A 25,560-nucleotide genomic window follows, 5' to 3' on the forward strand; every position below is an offset into this window, starting at 1 on the left:
AATGAACATGCTTCAGCCGCGCATCCTCAGCGCCTTCGCCTGCATCCTGTTGATCGCCGGATGTGCAGCCTCTCTGTCGGAGCTAGGCAATGAGGGCGCTTCGACAAACCAACCGGCGAGCGCGTCGAGCTTTCCGGTTCAATCCGCAAACGACGATTCCGTTTCGACCGAAATCACTTCATCCGACCGGCCGGACGAGACACCGACCGCGCGCGCGTACCATCAAGCCGGGATTGCATCCTGGTACGGGCGAACGTTTCACGGTCGACGCACCGCCAGCGGCGAGCGCTTCGACATGTATGCCATGACAGCGGCACATCGCACGCTACCGCTCGGATCGTGGATCCGCGTCACGCTTCCGGGAGGGAGCCCGTCCGTCCTCGTCCGAATCAACGATCGCGGTCCGGTTTCACGCAACAGAATCATTGATCTGTCATACGGGGCAGCCGCTGCGCTGGGCATTGTCCGGCGTGGTTCGGCCCAAGTCGAACTATCGACCGATTCTGGTTTCCATACTCCGTCGTAGACTGCCGCTCCCATGTCTCGACTCTCACACAAGCGGGCAGCGTCCCCCCGCCTCCCGCTCACCAAGGCAATGCTCCTGCCATTGCCGCCTATGCACCGCAACTCATGACGCGCCGGTCCTGCATCTTCCTGTTCGTGCTGACCTACCTTCTGGGTTGCGTCCTGGCTGCGATGGACACCAAGGGGAGTCCGATCGACGTGATGCAGGCGACCATGTCCGCATGGAGCGCTTCGAACCGCGAAGCCGTTGCCGATGCGAGCCAGCGACGGCGCGATGAAATCGAGCGATCGAATGCCATTCGGGAATCCCGGCCTCTCGCCGGGCTTTAGCGAGAAGAACCGAAGAAGGCGCCTGGGCCGTGGCTTCACCCGGGCACGCGGCTCGGCTTCACCACGTGAGACGATCGAACCCGGCGAAGTTATCGCGGCGATCCATCGCGCGCGGCTCGAACACGCTTTGACGTCGCTTTATCACACTCGCAATTCCATCCCTTCGTTGTAGACTCGCCTGCTCCTTTCGGAGTAGGCAAAAAGTTCCGCCTTCGCGCGACACTCCGTCGCATCAACTTGATCTGAAACAAAATTTCAACCATTCGCGTCATCGCGAAAAATCGCGCGTGGCATGATCTTGACGCGGCGCAAAGCCGTGCAACGGCGTTCTTCCCGGGACGCTTCGATCATCGAAACCAGCGAATGCAATGAATGAAAATACCCAACGTTTAGCAGTGCCATTGTTATCGGGGTTGATAGCCAGTCTTTGTCTTTCGGGATGCAAGCTGGAGGTGTTGGACTCGAAAGGCGTGATTGGCGCAGCGGAATCGTCGCTGATCGCCACCGCGACTTACGCCATGCTTCTCGTCGTAGTCCCGGTGATCCTGCTCACCCTGTTCATCGCATGGCGCTATCGCGCGTCCAACACGAAGGCCACGTATGCGCCGAAATGGGCGCATTCCACGGCCATCGAAGTCGTGGTCTGGGCGATTCCCGCAGCCATCATCCTGTACCTCGGCATCCTCACGTGGAAAACCACGCACGAGCTCGATCCGTACAAGCCGCTGCAATCCGAAGTCAAGCCGATCAACGTCGAAGTCGTGGCGCTCGACTGGAAGTGGCTGTTCATCTATCCGGATCTTGGCGTCGCGTCGGTGAACCAGCTCGCGTTCCCGGTCGGCACGCCGGTGAACTTCCGCATCACGTCCGATTCGGTGATGAATTCGTTCTTCATCCCGCAACTCGGCAGCCAGATCTACGCGATGGCGGGCATGCAGACGAAGCTGCACCTGATGGCCGATCACGCAGGCGACTACGCAGGCATCTCGGCGAACTACAGCGGCAAGGGCTTCTCCGACATGAAGTTCCGTGCACTGGCCATGTCCAACGAAGACTTCGACGCGTGGCTGAAACAGGTCAAGAACGCGCCCGAGAATCTGAGCATGGACGTCTACGCCGGCGTCGCGCGTCCGAGCGAAAAGGTCGCGGTGCGCTACTTCTCGACCGTCGATCCGAAGCTCTTCAACAACATCGTCGCGAAGTACAACTACGGCAACTCGGTCGTAGGCGCAAATTGTGTAACCAAGGGGTAAGCCATGTTCGGCAAACTAACGCTTGAGGCGATCCCGTACCACGAGCCAATCATCATGGGGGCGACCGTCTTCATGGCGGTCCTCGCGCTCGGTACGGTCGGCCTTATCACTAAACTCGGCAAATGGGGCTGGCTCTGGCGCGAGTATCTGACTTCGGTCGATCACAAGCGCATCGGCGTCATGTATCTGGTCGTCGCCGGGCTGATGCTCGTGCGCGGCTTCGCCGACGCCGTCATGATGCGCGTGCAACAGGCCATCGCGCTCGATGGGCCCGGCTATCTGCCGCCGCATCACTTCGACCAGATCTTCACGGCCCACGGCACGATCATGATCTTCTTCATGGCCATGGCGCTGCTGGTCGCGTTCTTCAACCTCGTCGTGCCCCTGCAGATCGGCGCGCGTGACGTGGCGTTCCCGTTCATCAACTCGCTGTCGTTCTGGATGACGGCCGTCGCCGCCATTCTGATCAACCTGTCGCTGTTCATCGGCGAGTTCTCGACGACGGGCTGGCTCGCGTATCCGCCGCTCTCCGAGACGCAGTTCAATCCGGGCGTCGGGGTCGACTACTACATCTGGGCGTTGCAGTTGTCCGGCGTCGGCACGCTGCTCACCGCGGTGAACTTCTTCGTGACGATCGTGAAGATGCGCGCGCCCGGCATGACGTGGATGAAGATGCCGGTCTTCACGTGGACGGCGTTCTGCTCGAACGTGCTGATCATGGCGACGTTCCCGATCCTGACCGTCGCGCTCGCGCTGCTGGCGCTGGACCGTTACCTCGGCATGCACTTCTTCACGAACGACGGCGGCGGCAACCCGATGGTCTACCTGAACCTGATCTGGGCCTGGGGTCATCCTGAGGTCTACATCCTGGTTCTGCCCGCCTTCGGCATTTACTCGGAAGTGGTCGCGACGTTCTCGAAGAAGCCGTTGTTCGGCTACAAGACGATGGTCTGGGCCACGTGCTGCATCATGGTGCTGTCGTTCCTCGTGTGGCTGCACCACTTCTTCACGATGGGCTCGGGCGCTAACGTCAATGCCTTCTTCGGCATTATGACGATGGTCATTTCCATCCCGACCGGCGTGAAGATCTTCAACTGGCTCTTCACGATGTACCGAGGCCGCGTGCAGATGACTTCGCAAATCCTCTGGACCATCGGCTTCGTCATCACCTTCACGCTGGGCGGCATGACGGGCGTGATGCTCGCGATTCCCGGCGCGGACTTCGTGCTTCACAACAGCCTGTTCCTGATCGCGCACTTCCATAACGCGATCATCGGCGGCGTGGTGTTCGGTTACTTCGCCGGCATTTCGTACTGGTGGCCGAAGGTGTTCGGCTTCAAGCTCGACGAAAAGCTCGGCAAGAGTGCGTTCGTGTGCTGGTTCGTGGGCTTCTTCGTCGCGTTCGTGCCGATCTACATCCTCGGCTTCATGGGTGCGACGCGCCGCCTGAATCACTACGACGACCCGTCGTGGCAGCCGTTCTTCATCGCCGCTGCCGTGGGCGTGGGCATCATCGCGCTGGGCGTCGTGTTCCAGGTCGCGCAGATCGTGGTCAGTATCATCCGCCGCAATCAGCCTGCGTATCGCGATGTCACCGGCGATCCGTGGGGTGCGCGCACGCTCGAGTGGTCCATCAGCTCGCCGCCGCCGGTCTATAACTTCGCGAATCTTCCCGCTGTGCGCGAACTCGACGACTTCGCCGATGCCAAGGAACACGGCCGCATCGATACGCGTCCGTACCGCGACATCCACATGCCGTCGAATACGAGCGCGGGTCTGGTCATCGGCCTGTTCGCGCTGGCCTTCGGTTTCGCGGCTATCTGGCACATCTGGTGGCTCGCTGCTGCAAGCATGGTCGGCATCTTCGCGACGGCTATCGGTTACAGCTTCCGTGATAACGCCGGCTTCATCATCCCGGCCGCGACCGTGAAGTCGACCGAAGAGCGCAATCGTCCGCCGAAGACGCCTGCGAAGGCCGGCTCGGCTCGCGAACTCGAACTGGAGGCAATGTAATGTCGCAATCGACTCTATCCGCGCAACACGCGCATGGCCATGAGCACGAGCACCAGTCGCATTCGGTGTTCGGCTTCTGGGCCTATCTGATGACCGACTGCGTGCTGTTCGCGTCGCTCTTTGCAACCTTCGCGATGTTCGCGATGCAGACCGCAGGCGGCCCGACGCCCAAGGATCTCTTCAACCTGAAGGACGTCGCGTACGAAACGGGCCTGCTTCTCACGAGCAGCCTGACCTTCGGTCTCGCGATGATCTCGGCGACGCGCCGCAAGTCGGGCGCGGTGCTCGCGTGGCTGTTCGTCACGTTCCTGATGGGTGCGGGCTTCCTGTTTCTGGAAATGCAGGAGTTCGCGCATCTGATCGCTGAAGGCGCGGGTCCGCAACGCAGCGCGTTCTGGTCGGCGTTCTTCACGCTCGTCGGCACGCACGGTTTGCACGTGTCCATCGGCATGATCTGGCTGGTCGTGTTGGCCGTGCAGATCGCACGCAATCCGCAAATGAACGAACGCGAATTGCGCCGTCTCGCTTGCCTGAGCCTCTTCTGGCACTTCCTCGACATCGTCTGGATTTGCGTGTTTTCCTTCGTCTACCTTGGGAGCGTCGTCTGATGGCACATGCTCATACCGAAACAAGCGATTTCCCGCACGTCACCGTGCGCGGTTATCTCATCGGCTTCGTGCTGGCTGTCGTGCTAACTGTGGCGTCGTTCTGGGCCGCGACCTCGGGCGCGTTCAAGGGCGAAAGCGCGATCGTCGCGCTCGCCGTGCTGGCCGCGGTGCAGGTGATCGTGCATGTGGTGTTCTTCCTGCACGTCAACTCGTCGAAGGGACAGCGCTGGCATGCGATCTCGTTTGCCTACACCATTCTCATGTCGCTGATTCTTATCGTCGGCACGGTTTGGGTGATGCATAACGTGCACATGCTGATGATGGCGCGCTAATCGCTCGGCTTCATCGCGTGATCTAAGGCGGACCTGCCGGTCCGCCTTTTTTTCGTCCGTCGAAAAGGCGGTATCTGCACGAATTCATCATTCGTTGAAGAATCTTGACAATTCGCGGAACGAGGAAGAATATCTGTCCATAATTTGATTCACGAATCCACAATATGGACAAGGAGACGCGATGACCGCGCCGAAACCCGCGGCGGATGCCATGACGCCGTATCAACTTCCCTTCCCTAAAGAAGCGCAAAAGGAAATCGTCGTGCCGAGCGCGATTCCCGCCGACGAGCGCGAATGGGTGCCGCAGGCCGAAAACGTCTGGTTCCGTCCGCTGTGTCTGAACGTGTCGACCGGCTACTGGATGAACCTCCTGCGCGTGCGCAAATCCGGCGTGCTGTCGCGTCATCGTCATCCGCAGGCGGTCCACGGCATGGTGCTCAAAGGCCGCTGGCGCTATCTCGAACATGACTGGGAAGCGACCGAAGGCAGCTATGTCTTCGAGCCGCCCGGCGAAACGCACACGCTCTATGTTCCCGAAGACGTCGAGGAAATGATCACGTACTTCCAGGTGAACGGCGTGATGTTCTATTGCGACCCGTACGGCAACTACACCGGCTACGAAGACGTCTTCACCAAAGTCGACATGTGCCGCAAGCATTACGAATCGGTCGGACTCGGTGCCGACTTCGTCGATCAATTCATTCGCTAGCATCCACCCAAACTCAACCCTCTAACAGACTCGACAGAGCATTCGGAGGAGACAACATGCTGGAAAAATCACCGCGCCTGAAGCGCATTCAGTGGGTCGCGCTCACTTTTCTGACGCTCGCGGGCATCGTGAATTATCTCGATCGCAGCACGCTCTCGATCGCGAATCACTCCGTCACGCAGGAGCTCGGCCTCTCCGCCTCGCAGATGGGCCTGCTGCTCTCCGCGTTCTCGTTCGCGTACGCGTTCTCGCAGTTGCCCATCGGCGTGATGCTCGACCGCTTTGGCGCGCGCATCATGCTCGGCCTCGGCATGTTCGTGTGGTCGGTCGCGCAGTTGTTCGGCGGGCTCGTCACGAATCTGCATCAGTTTCTCGCGGCGCGCATCGCGCTCGGCATCGGCGAGGCGCCGCAATTTCCGGCGGGCGCAAAGGTCGTGTCCGAATGGTTCGCGCAACGCGAACGCGGCAAGCCGACGGGCATCTTCGTCACGTCATCGACCATCGGACCCGCGCTCGCGCCGCCCATCCTCACCGTGCTTCTGCTGTCCTTCGGCTGGCGCAACATGTTCGTCATCATGGGCGCGCTCGGGATTGCGGTGTCGATCGGCTGGTACATCGTCTATCGCAACCGGAAGGACGTGAAGCTCGAATCGCAAGAACTCGCGCATCTGACCGAGGGCGAACCGGCGCAGCGCAAGGAACGCAACATGACGTTCGCGGAATGGCGCGGCCTTTTCGGCAAGGCGACGACGTGGGGCATGATCTTCGGCTTCATGGGCGTGATCTACATGGTGTGGCTGTATCTCACGTGGCTGCCCGCGTATCTCGAACACGAGCGTCATCTGACGATCGCGAAGACCGGCTGGGTCGTGACGATTCCGTATCTCGCGGGCACGCTCGGCATGCTCTCGTCGGGCTTCATCGCCGATGGTTTGATGGCGCGCGGCGTCGCCCCGATCCGCAGCCGCAAGTGGCCGATCTGCTCGGGACTCATCGGCGCGGCGCTGTTCACCGTGCCCGCCGCGTTCACGCCGAACCTGACGCTCGCGATCGCCTATCTCTCGGCCGCGATGTTCTTCGTCAACATGGCGAGCGGCGCCGCGTGGGCGCTCGTTTCCGTTGCCGCGCCGCGCCACATGGTCGCGTCGCTCGGCAGTATCCAGAACTTCGGCGGCTACTTCGGCGGCTCGTTTGCGCCGTTCATCACGGGCCTCGTCGTCGACAAGACGCATTCGTTCGTGAACGCGTTCCTGATCAGCGCGGGCGTCGCGTTCGCTGCTGCGCTCGTCTACATGTTCGTCGTGCGCGCGCCGATCGAGGACGCGGAGCGCCAGACCGAACCCGTTCCCGCCGTATGAATCGCACCGATATGACTTTTCAAGCTGATCTCTTCAAGGGCAAGACCGTCGTCGTGACCGGCGGCACGCAGGGCATCGGCGCGGGCATCGCGCAGCAATTCGCGGCGCTCGGCGCGCGCGTGATCGCCGCCGGCCTAGCGCCGACCGACGCGCCCGGCATCGAAGTCGTCGAACTCGATGTCGCCGATGCCGCCAGCGTCGCCGCGCTCTTTGCGCGTATCGATTCGCTCGACGTGCTCGTCAACTGCGCGGGCATGATCCGGCGCGGCGACGAGCACGACATCGAAACATTCGAGCGCGTGATCGCGGTGAATCTCAACGGCACGATGCGCATGTGCGCCGCCGCGCGTCCACTGCTCGCGCGCAGCAAGGGTTCGATCATCAATACGGCGTCGATGCTGACGTTCTTCGGCGGCGGACTCGTGCCCGCGTACAGCGCGAGCAAGGGCGGCGTCGCGCAACTGACGAAATCGCTGGCGATCGCCTATGCCGCCGAGGGCATCCGCGTGAATGCCGTTGCGCCCGGCTGGATTGCGACGCCGCTCACGCAAGCGCTGCAGAACGACGACGGCCGCTCGCAAGCGATCCTCGACCGCACGCCGATGAAGCGCTGGGGCTTGCCGGAAGACGTCGCGCGCGTGACGGCGTTTCTCGCGTCACCGGCGGCGTCGTTCATGACGGGCGCGATCGTACCCGTCGATGGCGGCTATCTCGTGGCATGATTCCCGCATCATGCCCTCAGACACCGCTTCCCTCGACGCCGCCAAGGCCACCGGCACCGCCGCCTTCTCGAAGTTCATGGCGGTGCTGCAACTCATTGCCGATGCCGGCGAACCGCCGACCATCGCGCGTCTCACCACGGCGAGCGGTTATCCGCGTCCGACGGTCTATCGCATCGTCGGCGCGCTAATCGCGGAAGGCCTGGTCGTCGAAAGCGTGCGCGGCGGATGTTACGCGCCCGGCCCGCGGCTGATGTCGCTCGCGAGCCGCAGTTGGGAGCGCTCCGATTTGCGCATCGCGGCCACCGACGCGTTGCAGGCGCTGCGCGACGCGACGCAGGAGACGGTGCATCTGGCAGTGCGCAGCGGCTCCGAGATGGTGTACATCGAGAAGCTCGAAAGCCCGCATGCGGTTCGCATGGCGTCGCGCATCGGCACGCGCGTGACGCTGTATTCGAGTTCCGTCGGCAAGGCGTATCTGTCGACGCAATCGCCCGCCGAACGCGATGCATTGCTGCATGGCCTGAAGTTCGAACGCTTCACACCGAACACGATCACCGATCGCGCCGCGCTCGACGCCGAACTCGATGCAACTCACGCGCGCGGCTATTCGGAAGACCGCGAGGAAAACGAGGCGCAGATTTTCTGCTACGGCAGCGCGATCGTCGGCGCGAATGGCGTGACGCTCGGCTGCGTGAGCATCAGCATTCCGCTGTTCAGAAAGAGCGCGACGCCGCTCGAAACCTACGTCGAGCCGCTGAAGGACGCGTCGCGCGCGATCGCGGAGCGTATGTCGCCGGGTACGCGTTGACGCGCTAATGCCCGCGCCTTGGCTCGGAACCAGCGCCCCTCAGTCCCGCCGAAACGCGCCCGCCGCATCCGCCCGCTGTGCGATGAGCCGCGGCAGACGCGGCAGTGTGTGCGGCCAGTGCGTCGCTTCGTGCGCAAAGCGCGCCGCCATGCTTCTGAAGCCGATCTGATCCGCCGCGAGCCGCACGATGACCCTGCGCGCGATCTTCCATACGTCGACGTCCGGCGCGATGTCCTCCGCGATGCGCTCGATGCGTTCCGCCGAACGCGCGAGCAGCACCGCGCGCGACGCGATGCGCCCGTGCGACGCGCTGAACATATGTTCGGCGGGCGCCTTGCCGATCGCGCCGAATAGATGCGCGACACCGACCTTGCTGCGTGCGTGCGGCGAAGCAAAGCGCTCGGCTTCGCGCCGATACGTCGCTTCGACGCGCACTTCGTGATGCGTCGCATGCGTCTCGGGCCGGCCGTGCTCGAGATGTGCGCGCGCGGCCGCCTTGTGATCGCCCTCCATCAGCGCATGCGATACGCCGACGATGAAGTCGCGCTCGTGCGCCGCGAAGAACATCATCGGATTGTCGGCTTCCAGCACGATCTGGCCGCGCGTCTCGCCTTCGATGCCCACGCGCGCGCCCGCCGCGTCCAGTCCCGCGTGATACAGCCCGACGCCCAGCGCCATTTCGAAGAACGCTTCGATGAGCGTCGCGAGGACATCGGCCTGATCGAGCCCGCATGACGCGAGCGCTTGCGCATCCGACAGTGCGGCCGTTTCGATCGCGCGTGTCGTCAGCACCGAATCGTTGCAATAGTCCCAGAGCACTTCTGGCACGGCGAGACGCGCGTCGTCGCGCAGGCGAAAGCGCAAGTAGCTCTGATCGGCGGCGCGCTGGCGCAAGTCGATCATCGCATCGACGCTCTCGCGTGAACGGCGCACCCATTCCACCGGATGCATCTCGCGCGCCTTCGCCGAACGGCGTTCCGCGAAACGCGCAGCCGCGAGCGCGAGGTCGAGATCGTCAGCGAGTTCGGCATGCGCGTCGGCGCGCAATAGCGTGACGCGCACCGCCATATCGCGGATGCGAGCACGATGCGTCTGCTCCGCGATGCCCGAGCGCAACGGCACCGCGCTCAACTCGGTGAGCTCGAAGGAAAGCGCGGGCGGGAATGCGGCTCTGCAAGCGTCGCGAAAGCGCGTTGCGTCGTACGGCGTGAAGAGCCCGTCGAGTTCGGACAGCGCGACGCGCACCGCCGTTTCGGCAAGCGCCGGATGACTCGCGAGCGCGCCGGACGCGTTCTCCAGCACGCGCGAAAGTTGCGAGAGCGCGGGCACGCCGGCTGCCAGCGGCGCGGCGCGCGCGCCATGCGTGGCGAAGAAGCGCGCGACGCGCGTCATCGCTGCGCCGTCGCCGGTCAGATGGCTTTCGCGGACGAACGCCCGGCCAAGACGCCAGAGCGTCGCGAGTCGTCGGACTGACAAATTCGGGCTCGCTGAAAGTGAGTTGAAACCGCTGAAAGGCTGCGATGCCGCCGTGTGTGGCATCCGGATTGCTGACTGTGTAACACGATTCGTTCCTGCATGCACGCGGACGAAACGAAGCCCTCCTCATTTACTTCGCGATCCTTTTTAAATGACGACTTCTTCCTTACGCGAAGCGCTGACGAACGAATCCGGCGTGCGAAGCTTCATCGTCGCGCACGACGATGCGATCGCGTTCGAACATTATCGTGAGGACGTGACGCCGGAATCGCTCGAAAACATCAACTCGGTCACGAAGACCATCGTCACGCTTGCCGTCGGCGCGGCGCTTCGCGAAGGCGCGCTTCCGCCGCTCGATACCCCCGCCGCGCGCCTTGTGCCGCCCATGTGCGACACGGCGCTCGATCATCGCGTGCAGCGCATCACGCTCAGGCATCTGCTCATGATGACATCGGGATTCGAATGGGACCAGCGCACCATCGACGACTGCGTGCTCGGCAGTTGCGAGCGCTTCTCGGACGATGAAAGCCGGCTGCGCTTCATTCTCTCGCGGCCCTTCGCGAGCGAGCCGGGCACGCGCTTTCAATACGATTCGCACGCGGTCCAGTTGCTGTCGCTGGCGCTCGAATCCGCGACGGGGCGCACGCTCGCCGATTACGCGCGCGACACGCTGTTCGCGCCGCTCGGCATCGAAGCGAGCGCATGGATCAGCGACGAGGACGGTCACACGTTCGGCGGGCGCGGTCTCCTGCTGCGCGCACGCGACATGATTTCGCTCGGCGTTCTGATGATGCATCGCGGCGCATGGCGTGGCGCGCGCATCGTCGACGAAGCGTTCATCGACGATGCCATGTCGGTGCAAAGCGACGGCGGCCCGCCGATGGACGCGCAATACGGCTATCTCTGCTGGATCGATCCGCGTTATGTCTTCGCGGCGGGACACGGCGGCCAGTTCATCTTCATCGCGCAACGAGAGCGGATCGTCGCGGCCACGACGTGCGACAGCGGCGATGCACATCGCAACATGCGCGACCTGTTCGAGCGCCATGTGCTCGACATGGCGTGAAAGAAACCGCGCGACTGTATCTTTTTGTCGATGCACATTTCGGATTAATCTCAATACGGTATCTTATAAATGCGTCGCCTGGACGCATTCACATCAAGATCGAGAAAACTTCGAGCGCCGTGCACGAAGACTCATAACGATAAAAAGAGAAGCGCCATGCAATACCATTCCGAACCGCCGATGGCGAAAGCGATGTACATCCTTGGGCAGATCGGCGCGATCATCTGTCACGAACGCGGGCCGCGCCCGCAGACCGCGGTGCTGACGAAAATGGCATCGCGCCCCGCCGAGGGTTTCTCGATAGCTGTTGCGAGCATGAACGAAATGTGCCCGCCGCGGCGCGGAGAGCGCCGCGCGCTGCTGCAATGGAAGCACAAGGAGATCGGGCGCCTGCGCCGCATGCTGCCCGATCCGCTGCCGACGGCCGCATCCGCGCATACGCAGATGCCGTTCTGGGCCGGCTATTGTCAGTACTGGGAAGACATGTTGAAGGCGGACGCAGAGCGCGATGTCGAACCATTCGCGCCGAAGCTCGAACTCGTTCAGCGCAAGCGCACCGATGCATGATCGCCCTCGCCTTGACGCGCCGAGAAATAATCGCGCAGCACCGCGATCATGCCGTCGAGTTCGGTCGGCTTGACAAAGTAGCCGTTGAAGCCGGTGCGCTGCGCGCGCGACAGATCCTGCGGATCCGTGCAACTCGTATGCGCGAGCAGCAACATCGACAGATCGATGGCGCGGATCGCTTCGGCCGCTTCCCAGCCATCGCCGAGCGGCATCATCAGATCGAGCAGTACGACGCCCGGCCGCCACTTGCGCGCGAGCGACACGGCGTCGAGGCCCGTGTGCACCGCGCGCACGGTGAAGTCGGCGTCTTCGAGCGCGAGACAGATCGCGCGCGTCGCGTCCATGTCGTCATCGGCGATGAGCACGCGCGGCTCGTCGCAGCACGTCGCGCGCGGCGGAATCTGCCACAGCGCTCGCGTGGAAACACGTTCGTGTCGTTGCATCGTTCGGGCCTCGGAATGAACGGAGATGAGAGCAACGATCATTCCCTCGCGGGCCCGCAAAAGCGTGGCGTCAGGCGGCATGCGGCGCGCCGACGTTACACTTCGGGATTACCCGGTGGCTGTCGCGGCGCGTCGATGCACGCGCGCCGTGCAGGATTTGCATCGTCGTCGCATGAGCGTCGACGATGGTGCATTCATCTCCAAACGAGAGGCTAATCGATGTTCGTCGTGTATTGGCTTGGCGACAACCCTGACGCCGAAGGCGCGGCACGCTACAAGCGCTTCGATGCGAACGCGCTCGCCGATGCGCTGCGCTTCGCCGAAGACCTGCGCCGCCGTCAAGCCGCTGGCGAGAACATCGGCTTCGTCACGCTATGCAGTGAAAACCCGCATTCGGTCGGCAAGCCCGGCGTCGCCGATCCGCCCGCCGACTACGACTGGAAAAAGCGCAGACGTTAGTTTTGCGCGGTCGCGGATGCGTCGTCCTGCCATCCGCCGCCGAGCGACTTGTACACGGCGATGAGATCGGTCGTCACGTTGACGGTCGATTGCGCGAGCTGCTCGCGCGTCTGCGCAAGCTGACGTTCGGCATCGAGCACGGTCACGAAAGGCGTGAGTCCTTTGCGATAACTGTCCGTCGCGAGTTGCAGGCTGACGCGATTCGCCTCGACCGTGCGCGTGAGCGCCGCGCGCCGGTCCTGTTCGGTCCGATACGAAACCAGCGCGTTATCCACTTCCTGCAACGCGTTGAGCACCGTCTGCCGATACTGCAACGCCGCTTGCCCCGCCTGCGCCTTCGCCACGCGCACGTTCGCGCGCAACGCGCCGCCTTCGAAAATCGGCAGCGAAATGCTCGGCCCGACCGACCAGAACAGGCTCGACCAATGCGCGAGATAGCGCGCCTTCGTTGCACGCGTGCCGACCTGCCCAGTTAGTGAGATATCCGGATACATCTGCGCCACCGCGACGCCGACTTCAGCGGTCGCGGAATGCAGTTGCGCCTCCGCGCGGCGAATGTCTGGACGACGGCGCGCGAGCGTCGACGGCAAGCCGATCGGCACGACCGGCGGCACCGGCGGCAACGCGCGCGCATCGGACAGTTCCGCGTCGAGCGTGCCCGGCGCGTTGCCGGTCAGCACGGCGAGACCGTTCATCGCCTGCGCGATTTGCGCATCGAGCGTCGGCAGTTGCGCCTGCAACGATCCGACTTGCGCGCTCGCGCTCTGCACGTCCTGCTGGCTCGTCAGGCCGACGCGTGCCTGTTCGCGCGTGAGATCGAGAATCTGCTCTTCGGCGTCGATCTCGGCGAGTGTGATCTGCTTGATCGCCTGCGCGCCGCGCAATTGCGCATACGTGCGTGCGACTTCCGATTCGAGCGAAACGAGCGCGTCGTTGCGACTTTCGATTTCAGCCTGCGTCTGCGCATTCGCCGATTCCACCGAACGCCGCACGCGGCCAAAAAGATCGAGTTCCCACGATGCGTCGAAGCCGTCCTGAAACAGCGTGACCGGACCGGTCGCGGAATCGAGTCCCTGACGGATCTGTGCGCCGTTCGCGCCGAGACCGTCGAGCTTGTCGTACACGCCTTGCGATTCGAGCAGGCCTTTCAAGCCGAGTTGCTGACGCTTCACGCTCGCATTCGCGCTCAACTGCGGCAAGCCCTGCGCCGCCGCCGACACGCTCTCTTCCCGCGCCGCCGCGATGCGCAGCACCGCGCTCTGCAAATCGAGATTGCCCGCGATGGCGCGTTCGATCAGCGCATCGAGCGTCGCATCGTTGAACTGCTTCCACCAGCGCGGATCGGGATCGGCGGAAGTCTGCGCCGTCGATGGCGCGTCGGCATGGGGCACGCGCGGATCGTCCGGCGCGTTCTGCGCGCGCTGCGTGTCGCGCCAGTTATCGGGAACATCGGCTTTCGGCGGCGTGAAATCCGGGCCGACCGCGCACGCGCTCAATGCGAGCGCGAACATCGGAATGAACGGAATGATTGGACGCAGCTTCATCTCAATGCCCTCCCGCCTGGCCCGAAGCCTTCACGGGCGAAAAGAAAAACGTGAGCGGTATGAACATGAACGCGAAGATCGCGCACGCGGCGAACACGTCGAGATACGCGAGGATGGTCGCCTGCGATACGAGCGTCTTGTACATCTGCCCGGTCGCGGCGGACATCGCTTGCGACATCGTCTGGCCACTGTCCATCAGCGTGCGCGCGATGCGTTGCACCGACTCGTTGTACGGCTGATTGAGCGGCGTCAGATGCTCGACCATATGCGCCATGTTCGCCTGCGTGCGCTCGCGGATCATCGCGGTCGCGAGCGAGATGCCGATCGATCCCGCGACGTTGCGAAACATCGTGAAGAGCGCGGAGGCATCGTTGTTGAGCGACTTCGGCAGTGACAGATACGCCAGCGTCGTGACCGGCACGAACAGAAAGCCGATGCCGATGGATTGCGCGCTGCGCATCTTCGTCAGCGTCACGTAATCGACGTTCGGCACGAGATGATGCGAATACAAGAGCGCGCATCCCATCAGAAAGAAGCCGAACGCGACGAGAAAGCGCGTCTGAATCACGTTCATCAGCTTGCTGACGACGGGAATCAGGAACACGATGCAGATCGCGCCCGGCGAGAGCACGAGGCCCGCGAGCGTCGCCGTGTAGCCGAGCTGCTGTTGCGCGAGCTGCGGTATCAGCACGGCGCTGCCGTACAGCACCGATGCGAATCCGACGATAGCCGCCGAACCGAGCGCGAAGTTGCGATCTTTCATCACGCGAAGATCGACGACGGGCCGCTTCGCGTACAGCAGCCAGAATGTCGCGCCGACGATGCCTACCGCCGCGAGCACCGCGAACGTCACGATGAAGTTCGACGCGAACCAGTCGTCGTCCTCGCCGCGATCGAGAAATACTTGCAGACAGCCGAGCCCGAGCGCGATGAGGCTGATGCCGACCACATCGATGCCGATCTTCTTCGGGTCTTGCCGTTTTTCCCACGGCGGATCTTCGACGAACTGCATCACCGCGATGGTCGTCAGCACGCCCACCGGCACGTTGATGAGAAAGACCCAGCGCCAGGTGAAGTTATCGGTGATCCAGCCGCCGAGCGTCGGTCCGAGCACCGGCGCGACGACGATCGCGACCGCCGAGATCGAGAACGCGCGGCCGCGCTGCTCGGGCGGAAAGGTATCGAGAATGATCGATTGCTGGCTCGGTTGCAGGCCGCCGCCGAAGAAGCCCTGCAGAATCCGGAAGACGATCAGTTCACCGAGATTCGACGCGATGCCGCACATGAACGAGCAGACCGTGAACGCCCCGATGCAGATGAGAAAGTAGCGCTTGCGCCCGAGTATCTTCGAGAAGTACGCCGAAAGCGGCAGCACGATGCCGTTCGCGACGAGATAGGACGTGAGTGTCCACGTCGCTTCGTCGTAGCTCGCGGACATCGTGCCGGAAATGTGCGGCAGCGCGACGTTCACGATGGTCGTGTCGAGCACTTCCATGAACGCCGCGAGCGTGACGACCACGGCGATGAGCCACGGATTCGCGCTCGGCTTCCAGCCGCTGTGGTCGTGTTCCGCGGTGCTGTCGCTCATGATGTCAATGGCGCAGCATGACGGTCGGCACGACCGAAAGCCCGAGCGGCAGCGATGTGCCCGGCTTCAATCCATCGTCGATGACGATCTTCACCGGCACGCGCTGCACGATCTTCACGAAGTTGCCCGTCGCGTTTTCGGCGGGGAACGCGGAGAAGCGCGAGCCGCTGCCGAGCTGCACGCTGTCGACGTGGCCGTGCAGCTTCATGTCGGGATACGCATCGACGTCGATATCGACCTTGTCGCCCGGCTGCATCCGATCCAGTTGCGACTCCTTGAAGTTCGCGCTGATCCAGACGCGCGTCGTGACGAGCGAAAGTATCGACGTGCCCGCCTGCAGGAACGTGCCGTATTGCACGTTGCGCTTCGTGATCCAGCCATCGGCGGGCGCGCGCAGTTCGGTGTACGAGAGATTCAGTTGCGCCGATTCGACTTGCGCCTGCGCCTGCCGCACTTGCTGACGCCGCTCCTCGACGGTCGCCACGACTTGCGCGATCTGCTGCGGCACGAGGCTCGCGGTGCGGACCTGCGCACGCGCCTGCGCGACGTTCGCCTGCGCGCTCTTTTGCTGGGCGTCCGCGGTGTCGATGTTTTGTTGCGACGTCGCGCGGATATCGACGGAATGCTGCCGCTCGTACGCCGCGCTCGCCTGCGCGAGATTGGCGCGCGCGTTGAGCTCCTGCGCCTGGGCCTCTGCGAGCTGCGCTGGATACTGCACGCGCGCCACTTCGAGCTGCGTTTGCGCCGCGTGCAGTTGCGCCTGCGCGAGACCGAGCTGCGCGTTGGCCTGATCGAGTTGCGCCTGATAATCGCGCGGATCGATCCTGATGAGCAGATCGCCTTTGTGCACGAAGCGGTTGTCGTCGATGTGCATCGTCACGACATAGCCCGATACCTTCGGCGCGATCGTGACGGCATCGCCGTCGGTGTAGGCGTCGTCGGTGCTGACCTGATTGCGCGTCAGGAACCACCAGACGAACGCGCCGATCGCCAGCACCACGACGACGACGCCCAGAATGATCAGCGGCTTTTTGCCGGGCTTCTTGCGCGCTTTGTCTTCCGCTTTGTCTTCCGCTTTGTCGCCGTCGTCTTTCGCGTCCTTGCGAACATTCTCGCGCGCTTCGTCTTGAGTATCGGAGTCGTCTCGGTCTGACATCGCCGCTCGCTATCGGGTAATCGGATGAGTCCCGGACGAACGCCGGGCGAAGTTGCGCGAATGCCGGAGCGCTCGGACGCTCGATCAAGGCATTCGGAAGGCACACGATCAGCAAACGGTATTCCCTTACGGTTTCGATACGCGCAGGCGCAGCGGCGCGGGCGCAATGGCCAGCGATCCAGTCGCTTTGTAAAAGATGCAATTGCGCGCTCATTTCCCGCTAACTTTGCGAGCCGATCATCCGCTCTGAACCAAACAGACGGAGACTCATCATGTACAAGCACATTCTCGTCGCGGTCGGCACGAGCCTCAGCGAAAGCGCCCTGACCACCGCCATCACGCGCGCCCGCGACTGCAACGCGCGGCTGACCGCGCTGCACATCGTCGATCAGGCGCCGTGGTGGGCCATCGTCACCGCCGACAGCAATCCGGGCGAAACGCTCGATGTCATCGAGGATCACGCGCGTGCCGTCACGCGCTATGCGGCGCGATTGATCGATAGCGCGGGCATCGACGGCATTGCGCGCAGCGTCACGCAGCCGCTCGACGGCACGAGCGTCGGCGAACTGATCGCGCGCGAGGCGAAGGCGGCGGGCGCGGATCTGATCGTGCTCGGCGGCGAGGCGGAAGCCGGCTGGCGGCACGGCGAAGCGCGTCTGCGCGATGTGGTGTGCTCGCACGCAACATGCGACGTGCTGATCGCGGCGCACGCGAGCGCACCGCTTTCCGCAGGAACCGATCACGCGCGCGTCGCCGCTTCGTCGGCCTGCGCTGGCACGCGCGTATCACATCGTCAGAGCGCGCCGCGCAAGTGAGCTGCAAGCTGCACGATACCGATCGAAATCTGCTTCTCACGTTTCGGATCGAGCCGGCCGACCGGCACGCTCGTCGATACCGCGACGCGCTTGCCCGCCGGCGTCATCCCGACGTAAGCCGCGAAACACGCGAGGCCTTCCGCGACTTCCTCGCGCTCGACCGCGAGACCGCTCGCGCGAATCGACGCGAGTTCGCGCAGTAGCGCCGCGCGCCGCGTGATGGTGCGCGGCGTCACCGCTTCGAGACGGTCGGGCAGGCGCTCGATCACGGCTTCATCGGTCATTCCGGAAAGCAGCGCCTTGCCGAGCGCGCAGCAATGCGCGGGCAGACGCGAGCCGAGATCCGACACGAGCCGCACCGGACGATGCGCGTCCTCGCGCGCGATGTAGACAACCTGCACGCCGTCGAGCACGGCGAGCTGCACGACCTCGTTGTGCTTGTTGATGAACGCGCCGGCGCCTTCGCGAAACGCGGCTTGCAGCTTGTCGTGCCGCACATAGGCGTTGCCGAGCTCGAAGAGACCGACGCCGATCATGTAGCCGTCGTCGCGCTTTTCGATCCATTGCATGCGCGCGAGCGTTTCCAGCATCAGATAAAGCGTGCTGCGCGAGAGGCCGGTTTGTTCCGCGAGCGCGGCCGCACGCACCGGTTTCGCGGCGGCGGCGAGCGCTTCGAGAATGTCGCTGGCGCGGCGCAGCGCGGGAACGTCGTAAGTTTTTTCCATGACCGCATTATTCCAACGGGTTGGACATTTAATCAACCCAATGGACACTCTTCGACACGCGGGCTACGATCGGCATTCCTTTCCCGCCTGTCATCGCATTCATGCAAACCGTCAACGTCTCCTCCTGTCTGCCCGAAGATTTCGCCGACGCCGTGCTGATCGGCCGTGTCTGGCGCCCTGCGCCCGTGAACGGTCCCGCCGTCGTCGCGGTGCGCAAGGGCGAAGTGTTCGACATCACGCGCGCCGCGCCGACCACCGCCGACCTCTTCGATCACGCCGATGCGCTCGACATCGCCCGCAACGCCGAAGGCGAGCATCTCGGCAACGTTCAGGATCTGCTGCAAGCGACGCTCGATGCATCGGCCGGCGGCCTGCGCCTGCTCGCACCCTGCGACGTGCAGGCGGTGAAGGCGTGCGGCGTCACGTTCGCGGTGAGTTTGCTGGAGCGCGTCATCGAAGAGCAGGCGGGCGGCGACGCAAGCCGCGCGCAGGAAGTGCGCGACACGATCAACAAGCTGATCGGCGCGGATCTGTCGAAGATCGAGCCCGGCTCGGACGCCGCGATGAAGCTGAAGGCCGAACTGGAGCGTCGCGGCGCGTGGTCGCAATACATGGAAGTGGGCATCGGGCCGGACGCGGAAGTGTTTTCGAAGTCGCAGCCGATGTCGTCGGTCGGGTTCGGCGCGGATGTCGGCCTGTATCCGACGTCGAAATGGAACAACCCGGAGCCGGAGATCGTGCTGGCGGTGAATGCGCGTGGCGAGATCGTCGGCGCGACGCTCGGCAACGACGTGAATCTGCGCGATATCGAAGGCCGCAGCGCGCTGTTGCTGGGCAAGGCGAAGGACAACAACGCGTCGTGCGCGATCGGCCCGTTCGTGCGTCTTTTCGACGAGCGCTTCACGCTGGATTCGGTGCGCGCGACGAGCGTGTCGCTGCGCATCGAAGGCGCGGACGATGGCTTCGTGCTCGAAGGCGTGAGCCACATGAGCGAAATCAGCCGCGATCCGGCGGATCTCGTCACGCAGACGCACGGCGCGCATCATCAGTATCCGGATGGATTCATGCTGTTCCTCGGCACGATGTTCTCGCCGATCAAGGACCGCGACACCGAAGGCGGCGGCTTCACGCATCATCTCGGCGATGTCGTGACGATCTCGACGCCCAGTCTCGGCGCGCTCGTCAATACGGTGAAGCTGTCGACGGAAATCGAGCCGTGGACGTTCGGGGTGCGGGCGCTGTATCGGAGTCTTGCGGCGCGGGGGCTGGTTTAACGCGCTCTAAGAAGCCCCGAACCGAAACCCCTTCGCTGCCCCTCTCGTCACCAGTTGCACCGGCGTTTCCATATACGGCGACAAGTCTCTCTGCCGCCGCTTCTCCACGAGCGCCTTCACCGCGACATCCAGACCGAACACCGCCTGCCGCGCGCCGAATTGCTCGACGGTCGCAAGCAGGCGGCCGTCGTCGAGCATCGGCTGCACGGTTTCGATGTTGTTGTAGCCCGTTACCAGCACGCGGCCCCTTTTTCCGGCGATGCGGATCGCGTCGATCGCGCCCATCGCGATGTTGTCGTTCGCGCAGAGCAAGCCGCGCAAGTCCGGATGCGCATAGAGCATCTCCAGCGCACTCGCCTTGCCGCTCACGAGGGTCCAGTCGCCGCTGTCCACGGCGGCGATACGCATGCCCGCCGCGTTCATCGCGTCCGTGAAGCCGACCGTGCGCTGCTGCGCGTTGCGATCGTTCGCCGGCCCGCCGATGATCCCGACTTCATCGCCCGCCTTCAGCTTCGAGCCGAGATACCCACCGACGAGCCTCGCCCCGCGCCGGCTGTCCGGTCCGACGAACGGAATCGTGACGCGCGCCGCGTCCTGCGCGGCTTCGTCGAAAGGATTGTCGATGGCGATCACGATGATGCCCGCCGCGATCGCCTTCGCCGCCACCGGCAGCAGCGCCTTCGAATCCGCCGGCGCGATGACGATCGCGTTGACCTTCGCTTCGATGAGCGACTCGACGATGTGAATCTGCCCGGCGACGTCGTTGTCAGTGAGCGTGCCGTTCGTCGTGAGATCGAGCTGCGATGCGTAATGGCGCTGATAGTTGCGCGCGCCTTCGATCATCGACACGACGAACGGATCGCCGAGCGACTTCATCACGAGCGCGACGGTCGCCTTGTCCGATGCCGCGCGCACGTCGCGCACGCGCGCGAACGCACACGCGCTCATGGCGCATGCGGCAAGCAGGCGGCGGCGGACGAGGCTCGTCATGAAATTTTGAGACGGATGAAAACGTCCCATTGTAGACGCACGCGACCAGTCGTCCGATGAGGACAAATTCTCAGCGCGAGGCCGCTTCCACGAGCGCGGCCGCGCCGTTATCCGCTGCTTCGACGTTCATTTTTTCCACGCGAGCGCGATGAACTCGGCGCACAGCGCTTCCATGCCGAGCGCGTCTTCATCGTCGAAGCGGTTCGGCACGGGGCTATCGACGTCCCACACGCCGATCAGCGCGCCGTCGCTTCCGACGAGCGGCACGACGATCTCCGAGCGCGACGCCGAATCGCAGGCGATGTGGCCCGGAAACGCGTGCACGTCCGGCACGACCTGCGTGCGCCGTTCGCGCGCCGCCGTGCCGCAGACGCCGCGTCCAAGCGCGATCCGCACGCACGCCGGCTTGCCCTGAAACGGCCCGACGACGAGTTCGGTGCCATCGAACAGATAGAAGCCGGCCCAGTTCAGATCCGGCAGCGTGTGATAGATGAGGGACGAAAAATTCGCCGCGTTGGCGATGAAGTCGGCTTCATCGGCGAGGAGCGCGCGGGCTCGCTGCAGCAGATCGTCGTATTGCGCGGCCTTGGTCGCGTGCGTGGCTTCGGAAATCGAGAACATGAAACGGCGGCCAATGTGTCGAAAAGTGTCGCCGACGATAGCACATCGATCCGCACGACGCTGCGCGCGCCGCGCGTCGAAAGCTGGCTGCAAAGCCGTGTCGCAAAGCTTGGAACTGACGATTGCATCGCCTAGTGTGAAAGCGCACCGGGTCCGCGGTTTGCAATGGTCGCGCAGCGCGTTTCGCATTCCGCTGAACAAAATGCTTCGGGATTTCCCTGCTTTACTTCGCCGCGCCGTCGGTCTTAAATAAATCAACTTGATTTAATTAATGGCCACGACTCGATGGCCGGCTACTTCGGAGACAGCGCGTGAAATCCCCAAGCGGCAGAGGCAGCAATTCCGCGAGCGTGCGCCGGTACAACGAACGTCTGCTGTTGCAGGCGCTGCGGCGCACCGAGCCGGCATCGAAGGCCGATCTCGCGCGTCACGCGAATCTCACGAGCACGGCAGTCGGCAGCATCGTCGAATCGTTGGAAAATGCGGGCCTGATCGAATACACCGGTCGTCGTCTCGAAGGCCAGCGCGGTCAGCCCGCGTCGCTGATCCGGCTCGATCCGCGCGGCGCGTTCGGTATCGGCGTGCGGCTGGATCGCACGGGCATCGAAACGGTGCTCGTGAATTTCGCCGGCGACGTGCTCGCCCGCAGCGCGCTGGACGCCATCCTGCCGCATCCATCCGAAGTGCTCAAAATCGTGCAACGCGACGTCAAAAGCATGCTTCGCCTGCTTTCCGAGCCGGAGCGCGAGCGGCTGACGGGCATCGGCATCGCACAGCCCTTCAATCTCGGCAGCTGGCTGCGCGAACTCGGCCTGCCCGCCGAACGCTTCCGCGCGTGGGACGAAACCGATTTCGCCGATGAACTGGCGCGCACGCTCTCGCTGCCGGTTTTCAGCGAAAACGACGGCAACGCCGCCGCGACGGCCGAGCTTTTCTACGGCCACGGCCGCAGTTGCGACGACTTCGTCTATCTCTTTCTCGGCTCCGCGATTGGCGGCGGCATCGCGATCAACGGCGACTGCCTGCGCGGCGCGTCGGGCAATGCGGGCGACATCGGCGTGATTCCGGTGCCGCCGAGCCGCCTGCCGTCCGCGCCGCAACCGGCCGGCCAGTGGGACATCCTGCTGTCGCGCGCATCGCTGAACGCGCTCGTGCGGCATCTCAACTACTGTGGCGCCGCGGCGGATAACCGCGTCGATCTGCAGGCTTGCATCGAGCGCAGTCTTCCCGCCGTCGACGAATGGATCGACGACTGCATCGAAGCGCTCGCGCCCGCCCTGCGCGCGACGCTCTGCGTGCTCGACGTGCCGATGGTCGTGATCGATTCCGACATCGACGGCGGCCTCCTCGACAAGCTCGTCGCACGTCTGTCGACGACGCTCGCCGCCAACGCGCCCGAAGCGCGCGGCACCCCGACGCTCGTGCGCGGCTCCTTCGGCCCGGATGCGGGCGCGATCGGCGCGGCCACGTTGCCGATGTTCTTCAACTTCTCACCGCGCGCGGCGATCCGCCACGCGGGCATCAAACCGCAGGAGATGAACCATGCCGCATGATGCTTCCAGCCGACCGCCGCTGCTCGAAATGCGCGGCATCAGCAAAACCTTTCCCGGCGTGCGCGCGTTGAACGACGTGCGTCTGTCGGTCTATCCCGGCGAAGTGCATTCGCTGATGGGCGAAAACGGCGCGGGCAAATCCACGCTGATGAAAATCCTCTCGGGCGCGTATCAGGCCGATGCGGGCGGAGAAATCCTGATCGACGGCAAGACCGTCACCATCGACGGGCCGCTCGCCGCGCGCGCGCTCGGCGTCGCGGTGATCTATCAGGAACTGAGCCTCGCGCCGAATCTTTCCGTCGCGGAGAACATTTACGCGGGGCGCGAATTGCGGCGCGGCAGGCTCGTCGATCGCGCGGGCATGGAGCGCGGCTGCACCGACGTGCTCAAGCGTCTCGGTGCGAACTTCAAGCCGCATACGCTCGTGGGCGACCTGTCGATCGCGGAGCGGCAACTCGTCGAAATCGCGCGCGCCGTGCATGCTCACGCGCGCATCCTCGTGATGGACGAGCCGACCACGCCGCTCTCCTCGCGCGAAACCGATCGCCTGTTCGAGCTCGTGCGGCAACTGCGCGAGGAAGGCATCGCGATCATCTACATCAGTCATCGGATGGCGGAGATTTATGAACTGAGCGACCGCGTTTCGGTGCTGCGCGACGGCGCGTACGTCGGCACGCTGATGCGCGACGAACTCTCCGCCGACAGCCTCGTCAAGATGATGGTCGGCCGCGACATCTCCGGCTTCTACAAGAAGCAGCACGCGCCTTACGATCCGGGCAACGTCGTGCTGTCCGTGCGCGATATGGCGGACGGCAATCGCGTGAAAGGATGCAGCCTCGATCTGCACAAGGGCGAAGTGCTGGGCATCGCGGGACTCGTCGGCGCGGGACGCACGGAGTTCGCGCGTCTGATCTTCGGCGCGGAACCGGCGATACGCGGCGAAGTGTCGATGCACGGGAAGCCGCTCAAGCTGCGCACGCCGCGCGACGCGATCGATGCCGGTCTCGTCTATCTGACGGAAGACCGCAAGGGCCAGGGCCTCTTCCTCGACATGAGCGTGCGCGACAACATCAATATCACCGTCGCCGGACGCGATGCGAACGCCGGCGTGATGGACCTGCCGCGCGGCAACGCGCGCGCGAAGGACGCGATCGCCGCGCTGACCATCCGCGTGCCGAACATGCGCGTGAACGTGGGCGCGCTGTCAGGCGGCAATCAGCAGAAGGTGCTGCTGTCGCGCCTGCTCGAAACCAAGCCCGAAGTGCTGATTCTCGACGAGCCGACACGTGGCGTCGATATCGGCGCGAAGTCGGAGATTTATCGAATCATCAACGATCTCGCGCGGTCGGGCGTCGGCGTGATCGTCATCTCGAGCGAGCTGCCGGAAGTGATCGGCGTGGCGGACCGCGTGCTCGTGATGCGCGAAGGCGAAATCGCGGGCGAACTCGGCGGCCATTCGGGCAAGCCGATTTCGCAGGAAGGGATCATCGAACTGGCGACGGGCTCGAAGGTCGCGCTCGATCAGGCGGCTTAACGGATATCTGGAGAGAGACATGGCTAACACGACGAAACACCACGACAGCGCGCCGGTTGCGAAGGCGGAGAGCGTATCGCAGCGGCAGAACCGCATCGAGCATCGCGAACGCATGCAGGTGCTGATGCGAACCGCGGGCATGCTGCCCGTGCTGATCCTGCTGTGCATCGGCTTCGGCATCGTCACCGACGGCTTCTTCAGCTTCCAGAATCTGTCGATCGTCACGCAGCAGGCATCGATCAACATCGTGCTCGCGGCGGGCATGACCTTCGTGATTCTGACGGGCGGCATCGACTTGTCGGTCGGCTCGATTCTCTCGGCGGGCGCGGTCGCCGCACTGCTCGCATCGAACATTCCGGGATGGGGATGGCTCGGCATTCCCGCCGCGCTCGCCGTCGGTCTCGGCTTCGGCGTCATCAACGGATTGCTGATCGCGCTGCTCAAGCTGCCGCCGTTCATCGTGACGCTCGGTTCGCTGACCGCCGTGCGCGGTATCGCGCGGCTCATCGGTCACGATACGACGATCTTCAATCCGCAATTGCCGTTCGCGTTCATCGGCAACGACACGCTCTTCGGCGTGCCCTGGCTCGTCATCATCGCGCTGCTCGTCGTGCTGGTGTCGTGGTTCATCCTGCGACGCACGGTGCTCGGACTGCGCATCTATTCGGTCGGCGGCAATCCGGAAGCGGCGCGTCTTTCCGGCATCAAGGTGTGGGGCATCCAGCTTTTCGTCTACGCGATCTCGGGCCTGCTCGCCGGTCTCGGCGCCGTGATGTCGGCCGCGCGTCTCTACGCCGCGAACGGTTTGCAACTCGGCCAGTCGTATGAACTCGACGCCATCGCCGCGGTCATTCTCGGCGGCACGAGCTTCGTCGGCGGCGTGGGTTCGATCGTCGGCACGCTGGTCGGCGCACTCATCATCGCGGTGCTCTCCAACGGCCTCGTGCTGCTCGGCGTGTCGGATATCTGGCAGTACATCATCAAGGGCCTCGTGATCATCGGCGCGGTGGCGCTCGATCGTTACCGTCAGCGCGGCTCGGCTCGCACCTGATCTGGCTAAACCGGGCGCATTCGGGTCCGCTTGCGCCCGC

At 63.9% G+C, this 25,560-nt stretch carries 26 protein-coding genes; 18 read left to right on the plus strand and 8 right to left on the minus strand.

Annotated elements, in window-relative coordinates; genetic code table 11:
• The first annotated feature begins 1 nt into the window (after position 1).
• The 10 genes from NCT05_RS24855 (at position 2) to NCT05_RS24900 (ending at position 8,658) form a co-directional block, all read left to right on the plus strand.
• A complete protein-coding gene (locus NCT05_RS24855) occupies positions 2–526 on the plus strand; it encodes a septal ring lytic transglycosylase RlpA family protein (RefSeq protein ID WP_502801105.1) in 525 nt (174 codons plus the stop codon).
• Positions 527–630: 104 nt separating this feature from the next.
• Positions 631–855 (plus strand): hypothetical protein, encoded by a 225-nt coding sequence (locus NCT05_RS24860; RefSeq protein WP_008349097.1) that lies wholly within the window; start codon positions 631–633, stop codon positions 853–855.
• A gap of 368 nt (positions 856–1,223) precedes the next feature.
• Entirely contained in the window at positions 1,224–2,108 is an 885-nt protein-coding gene (gene cyoA / locus NCT05_RS24865) for a ubiquinol oxidase subunit II (protein ID WP_008349099.1), read from the plus strand.
• Between the two features lie 3 nt (positions 2,109–2,111).
• Positions 2,112–4,121, plus strand: coding sequence for a cytochrome o ubiquinol oxidase subunit I (gene cyoB / locus NCT05_RS24870; RefSeq protein ID WP_250503399.1), 2,010 nt, complete (start codon positions 2,112–2,114; stop codon positions 4,119–4,121).
• Positions 4,121–4,729: a cytochrome o ubiquinol oxidase subunit III gene (cyoC, locus tag NCT05_RS24875; RefSeq protein ID WP_250503400.1), complete on the plus strand. Its 609-nt coding sequence runs from the start codon at positions 4,121–4,123 to the stop codon at positions 4,727–4,729. The genes cyoB and cyoC overlap by 1 nt, the downstream gene beginning before the upstream one ends.
• The gene (gene cyoD / locus NCT05_RS24880; protein ID WP_008349105.1) at positions 4,729–5,061 is read left to right on the plus strand and encodes a cytochrome o ubiquinol oxidase subunit IV; all 333 of its coding nucleotides are present in this window, start codon (positions 4,729–4,731) and stop codon (positions 5,059–5,061) included. Before cyoC ends, cyoD begins: the two co-directional genes overlap by 1 nt.
• Before the next feature lie 181 nt (positions 5,062–5,242).
• Positions 5,243–5,770: a 2,4'-dihydroxyacetophenone dioxygenase family protein gene (locus tag NCT05_RS24885; protein WP_008349107.1), complete on the plus strand. Its 528-nt coding sequence runs from the start codon at positions 5,243–5,245 to the stop codon at positions 5,768–5,770.
• 56 nt (positions 5,771–5,826) lie between these two features.
• Complete coding sequence (locus NCT05_RS24890) at positions 5,827–7,128, plus strand: MFS transporter (protein WP_250503401.1); 1,302 nt, start codon at positions 5,827–5,829, stop codon at positions 7,126–7,128.
• Between the two features lie 11 nt (positions 7,129–7,139).
• On the plus strand, positions 7,140–7,850 hold the full coding sequence (locus NCT05_RS24895) for an SDR family NAD(P)-dependent oxidoreductase (protein ID WP_033536512.1): 711 nt from the start codon (positions 7,140–7,142) through the stop codon (positions 7,848–7,850).
• A gap of 10 nt (positions 7,851–7,860) precedes the next feature.
• On the plus strand, positions 7,861–8,658 hold the full coding sequence (locus NCT05_RS24900) for an IclR family transcriptional regulator (protein ID WP_175982662.1): 798 nt from the start codon (positions 7,861–7,863) through the stop codon (positions 8,656–8,658).
• 39 nt (positions 8,659–8,697) lie between these two features.
• Here NCT05_RS24900 and NCT05_RS24905 read toward each other — a convergent pair whose 3' ends face one another.
• Positions 8,698–10,134: an AarF/UbiB family protein gene (locus NCT05_RS24905; protein ID WP_250503402.1), complete on the minus strand. Its 1,437-nt coding sequence runs from the start codon at positions 10,132–10,134 to the stop codon at positions 8,698–8,700.
• 151 nt (positions 10,135–10,285) lie between these two features.
• Between NCT05_RS24905 and NCT05_RS24910 the strand changes: the two genes are divergently transcribed.
• Positions 10,286–11,200 carry a serine hydrolase domain-containing protein gene (locus NCT05_RS24910; RefSeq protein WP_250503403.1) on the plus strand — a complete coding sequence of 305 codons (915 nt, stop codon included), beginning with the start codon at positions 10,286–10,288 and terminating at the stop codon, positions 11,198–11,200.
• 156 nt (positions 11,201–11,356) lie between these two features.
• Positions 11,357–11,767, plus strand: coding sequence for a hypothetical protein (locus tag NCT05_RS24915; protein WP_250458184.1), 411 nt, complete (start codon positions 11,357–11,359; stop codon positions 11,765–11,767).
• Here NCT05_RS24915 and NCT05_RS24920 read toward each other — a convergent pair.
• Positions 11,743–12,210, minus strand: coding sequence for a response regulator (locus tag NCT05_RS24920; RefSeq protein WP_175982666.1), 468 nt, complete (start codon positions 12,208–12,210; stop codon positions 11,743–11,745). The genes NCT05_RS24915 and NCT05_RS24920 overlap by 25 nt on opposite strands.
• Before the next feature lie 219 nt (positions 12,211–12,429).
• Between NCT05_RS24920 and NCT05_RS24925 the strand changes: the two genes are divergently transcribed.
• Complete coding sequence (locus NCT05_RS24925; protein WP_175982667.1) at positions 12,430–12,669, plus strand: hypothetical protein; 240 nt, start codon at positions 12,430–12,432, stop codon at positions 12,667–12,669.
• On the opposite strand, the gene NCT05_RS24930 is transcribed toward NCT05_RS24925, so the two are convergent.
• Genes NCT05_RS24930 through NCT05_RS24940 form a run of 3 tightly spaced genes read right to left on the minus strand, consistent with a single transcriptional unit; the run spans position 12,666 to position 16,957 of the window.
• The gene (locus NCT05_RS24930; protein ID WP_250458185.1) at positions 12,666–14,213 is read right to left on the minus strand and encodes an efflux transporter outer membrane subunit; all 1,548 of its coding nucleotides are present in this window, start codon (positions 14,211–14,213) and stop codon (positions 12,666–12,668) included. The genes NCT05_RS24925 and NCT05_RS24930 overlap by 4 nt on opposite strands.
• 1 nt (position 14,214) lies before the next feature.
• Positions 14,215–15,801 (minus strand): DHA2 family efflux MFS transporter permease subunit, encoded by a 1,587-nt coding sequence (locus NCT05_RS24935; RefSeq protein WP_008349125.1) that lies wholly within the window; start codon positions 15,799–15,801, stop codon positions 14,215–14,217.
• Between the two features lie 4 nt (positions 15,802–15,805).
• On the minus strand, positions 15,806–16,957 hold the full coding sequence (locus NCT05_RS24940; RefSeq protein WP_250503404.1) for an HlyD family secretion protein: 1,152 nt from the start codon (positions 16,955–16,957) through the stop codon (positions 15,806–15,808).
• A gap of 272 nt (positions 16,958–17,229) precedes the next feature.
• Between NCT05_RS24940 and NCT05_RS24945 the strand changes: the two genes are divergently transcribed.
• Positions 17,230–17,772, plus strand: coding sequence for a universal stress protein (locus tag NCT05_RS24945; protein ID WP_008349129.1), 543 nt, complete (start codon positions 17,230–17,232; stop codon positions 17,770–17,772).
• Here NCT05_RS24945 and NCT05_RS24950 read toward each other — a convergent pair.
• Positions 17,751–18,497 (minus strand): IclR family transcriptional regulator, encoded by a 747-nt coding sequence (locus NCT05_RS24950; RefSeq protein ID WP_008349131.1) that lies wholly within the window; start codon positions 18,495–18,497, stop codon positions 17,751–17,753. The genes NCT05_RS24945 and NCT05_RS24950 overlap by 22 nt on opposite strands.
• Positions 18,498–18,598: 101 nt before the next feature.
• On the opposite strand from NCT05_RS24950, the gene NCT05_RS24955 reads away from it, so the two are divergent.
• On the plus strand, positions 18,599–19,771 hold the full coding sequence (locus tag NCT05_RS24955) for a fumarylacetoacetate hydrolase family protein (RefSeq protein WP_008349133.1): 1,173 nt from the start codon (positions 18,599–18,601) through the stop codon (positions 19,769–19,771).
• 6 nt (positions 19,772–19,777) lie between these two features.
• Here NCT05_RS24955 and NCT05_RS24960 read toward each other — a convergent pair whose 3' ends face one another.
• Both NCT05_RS24960 and msrC read right to left on the minus strand, forming a co-directional pair.
• Positions 19,778–20,761 (minus strand): substrate-binding domain-containing protein, encoded by a 984-nt coding sequence (locus NCT05_RS24960; protein WP_033536490.1) that lies wholly within the window; start codon positions 20,759–20,761, stop codon positions 19,778–19,780.
• 126 nt (positions 20,762–20,887) lie between these two features.
• Positions 20,888–21,382: a free L-methionine (R)-S-oxide reductase MsrC gene (msrC, locus tag NCT05_RS24965; RefSeq protein WP_250503405.1), complete on the minus strand. Its 495-nt coding sequence runs from the start codon at positions 21,380–21,382 to the stop codon at positions 20,888–20,890.
• A 311-nt stretch (positions 21,383–21,693) separates the two neighbouring features.
• On the opposite strand from msrC, the gene NCT05_RS24970 reads away from it, so the two are divergent.
• Genes NCT05_RS24970 through NCT05_RS24980 form a run of 3 tightly spaced genes read left to right on the plus strand, consistent with a single transcriptional unit; the run spans position 21,694 to position 25,520 of the window.
• Positions 21,694–22,935, plus strand: a complete 1,242-nt coding sequence (locus NCT05_RS24970; RefSeq protein WP_175982673.1) for an ROK family transcriptional regulator — start codon at positions 21,694–21,696, stop codon at positions 22,933–22,935.
• A complete protein-coding gene (locus tag NCT05_RS24975; protein WP_250503406.1) occupies positions 22,925–24,469 on the plus strand; it encodes a sugar ABC transporter ATP-binding protein in 1,545 nt (514 codons plus the stop codon). The genes NCT05_RS24970 and NCT05_RS24975 overlap by 11 nt, the downstream gene beginning before the upstream one ends.
• Before the next feature lie 19 nt (positions 24,470–24,488).
• Positions 24,489–25,520, plus strand: coding sequence for an ABC transporter permease subunit (locus tag NCT05_RS24980; RefSeq protein WP_008349138.1), 1,032 nt, complete (start codon positions 24,489–24,491; stop codon positions 25,518–25,520).
• The last annotated feature ends 40 nt before the right edge of the window (positions 25,521–25,560 follow it).

The organism is Caballeronia sp. AZ7_KS35 (assembly GCF_023631045.1).
Classification (GTDB): Bacteria; Pseudomonadota; Gammaproteobacteria; order Burkholderiales; family Burkholderiaceae; genus Caballeronia; species Caballeronia zhejiangensis.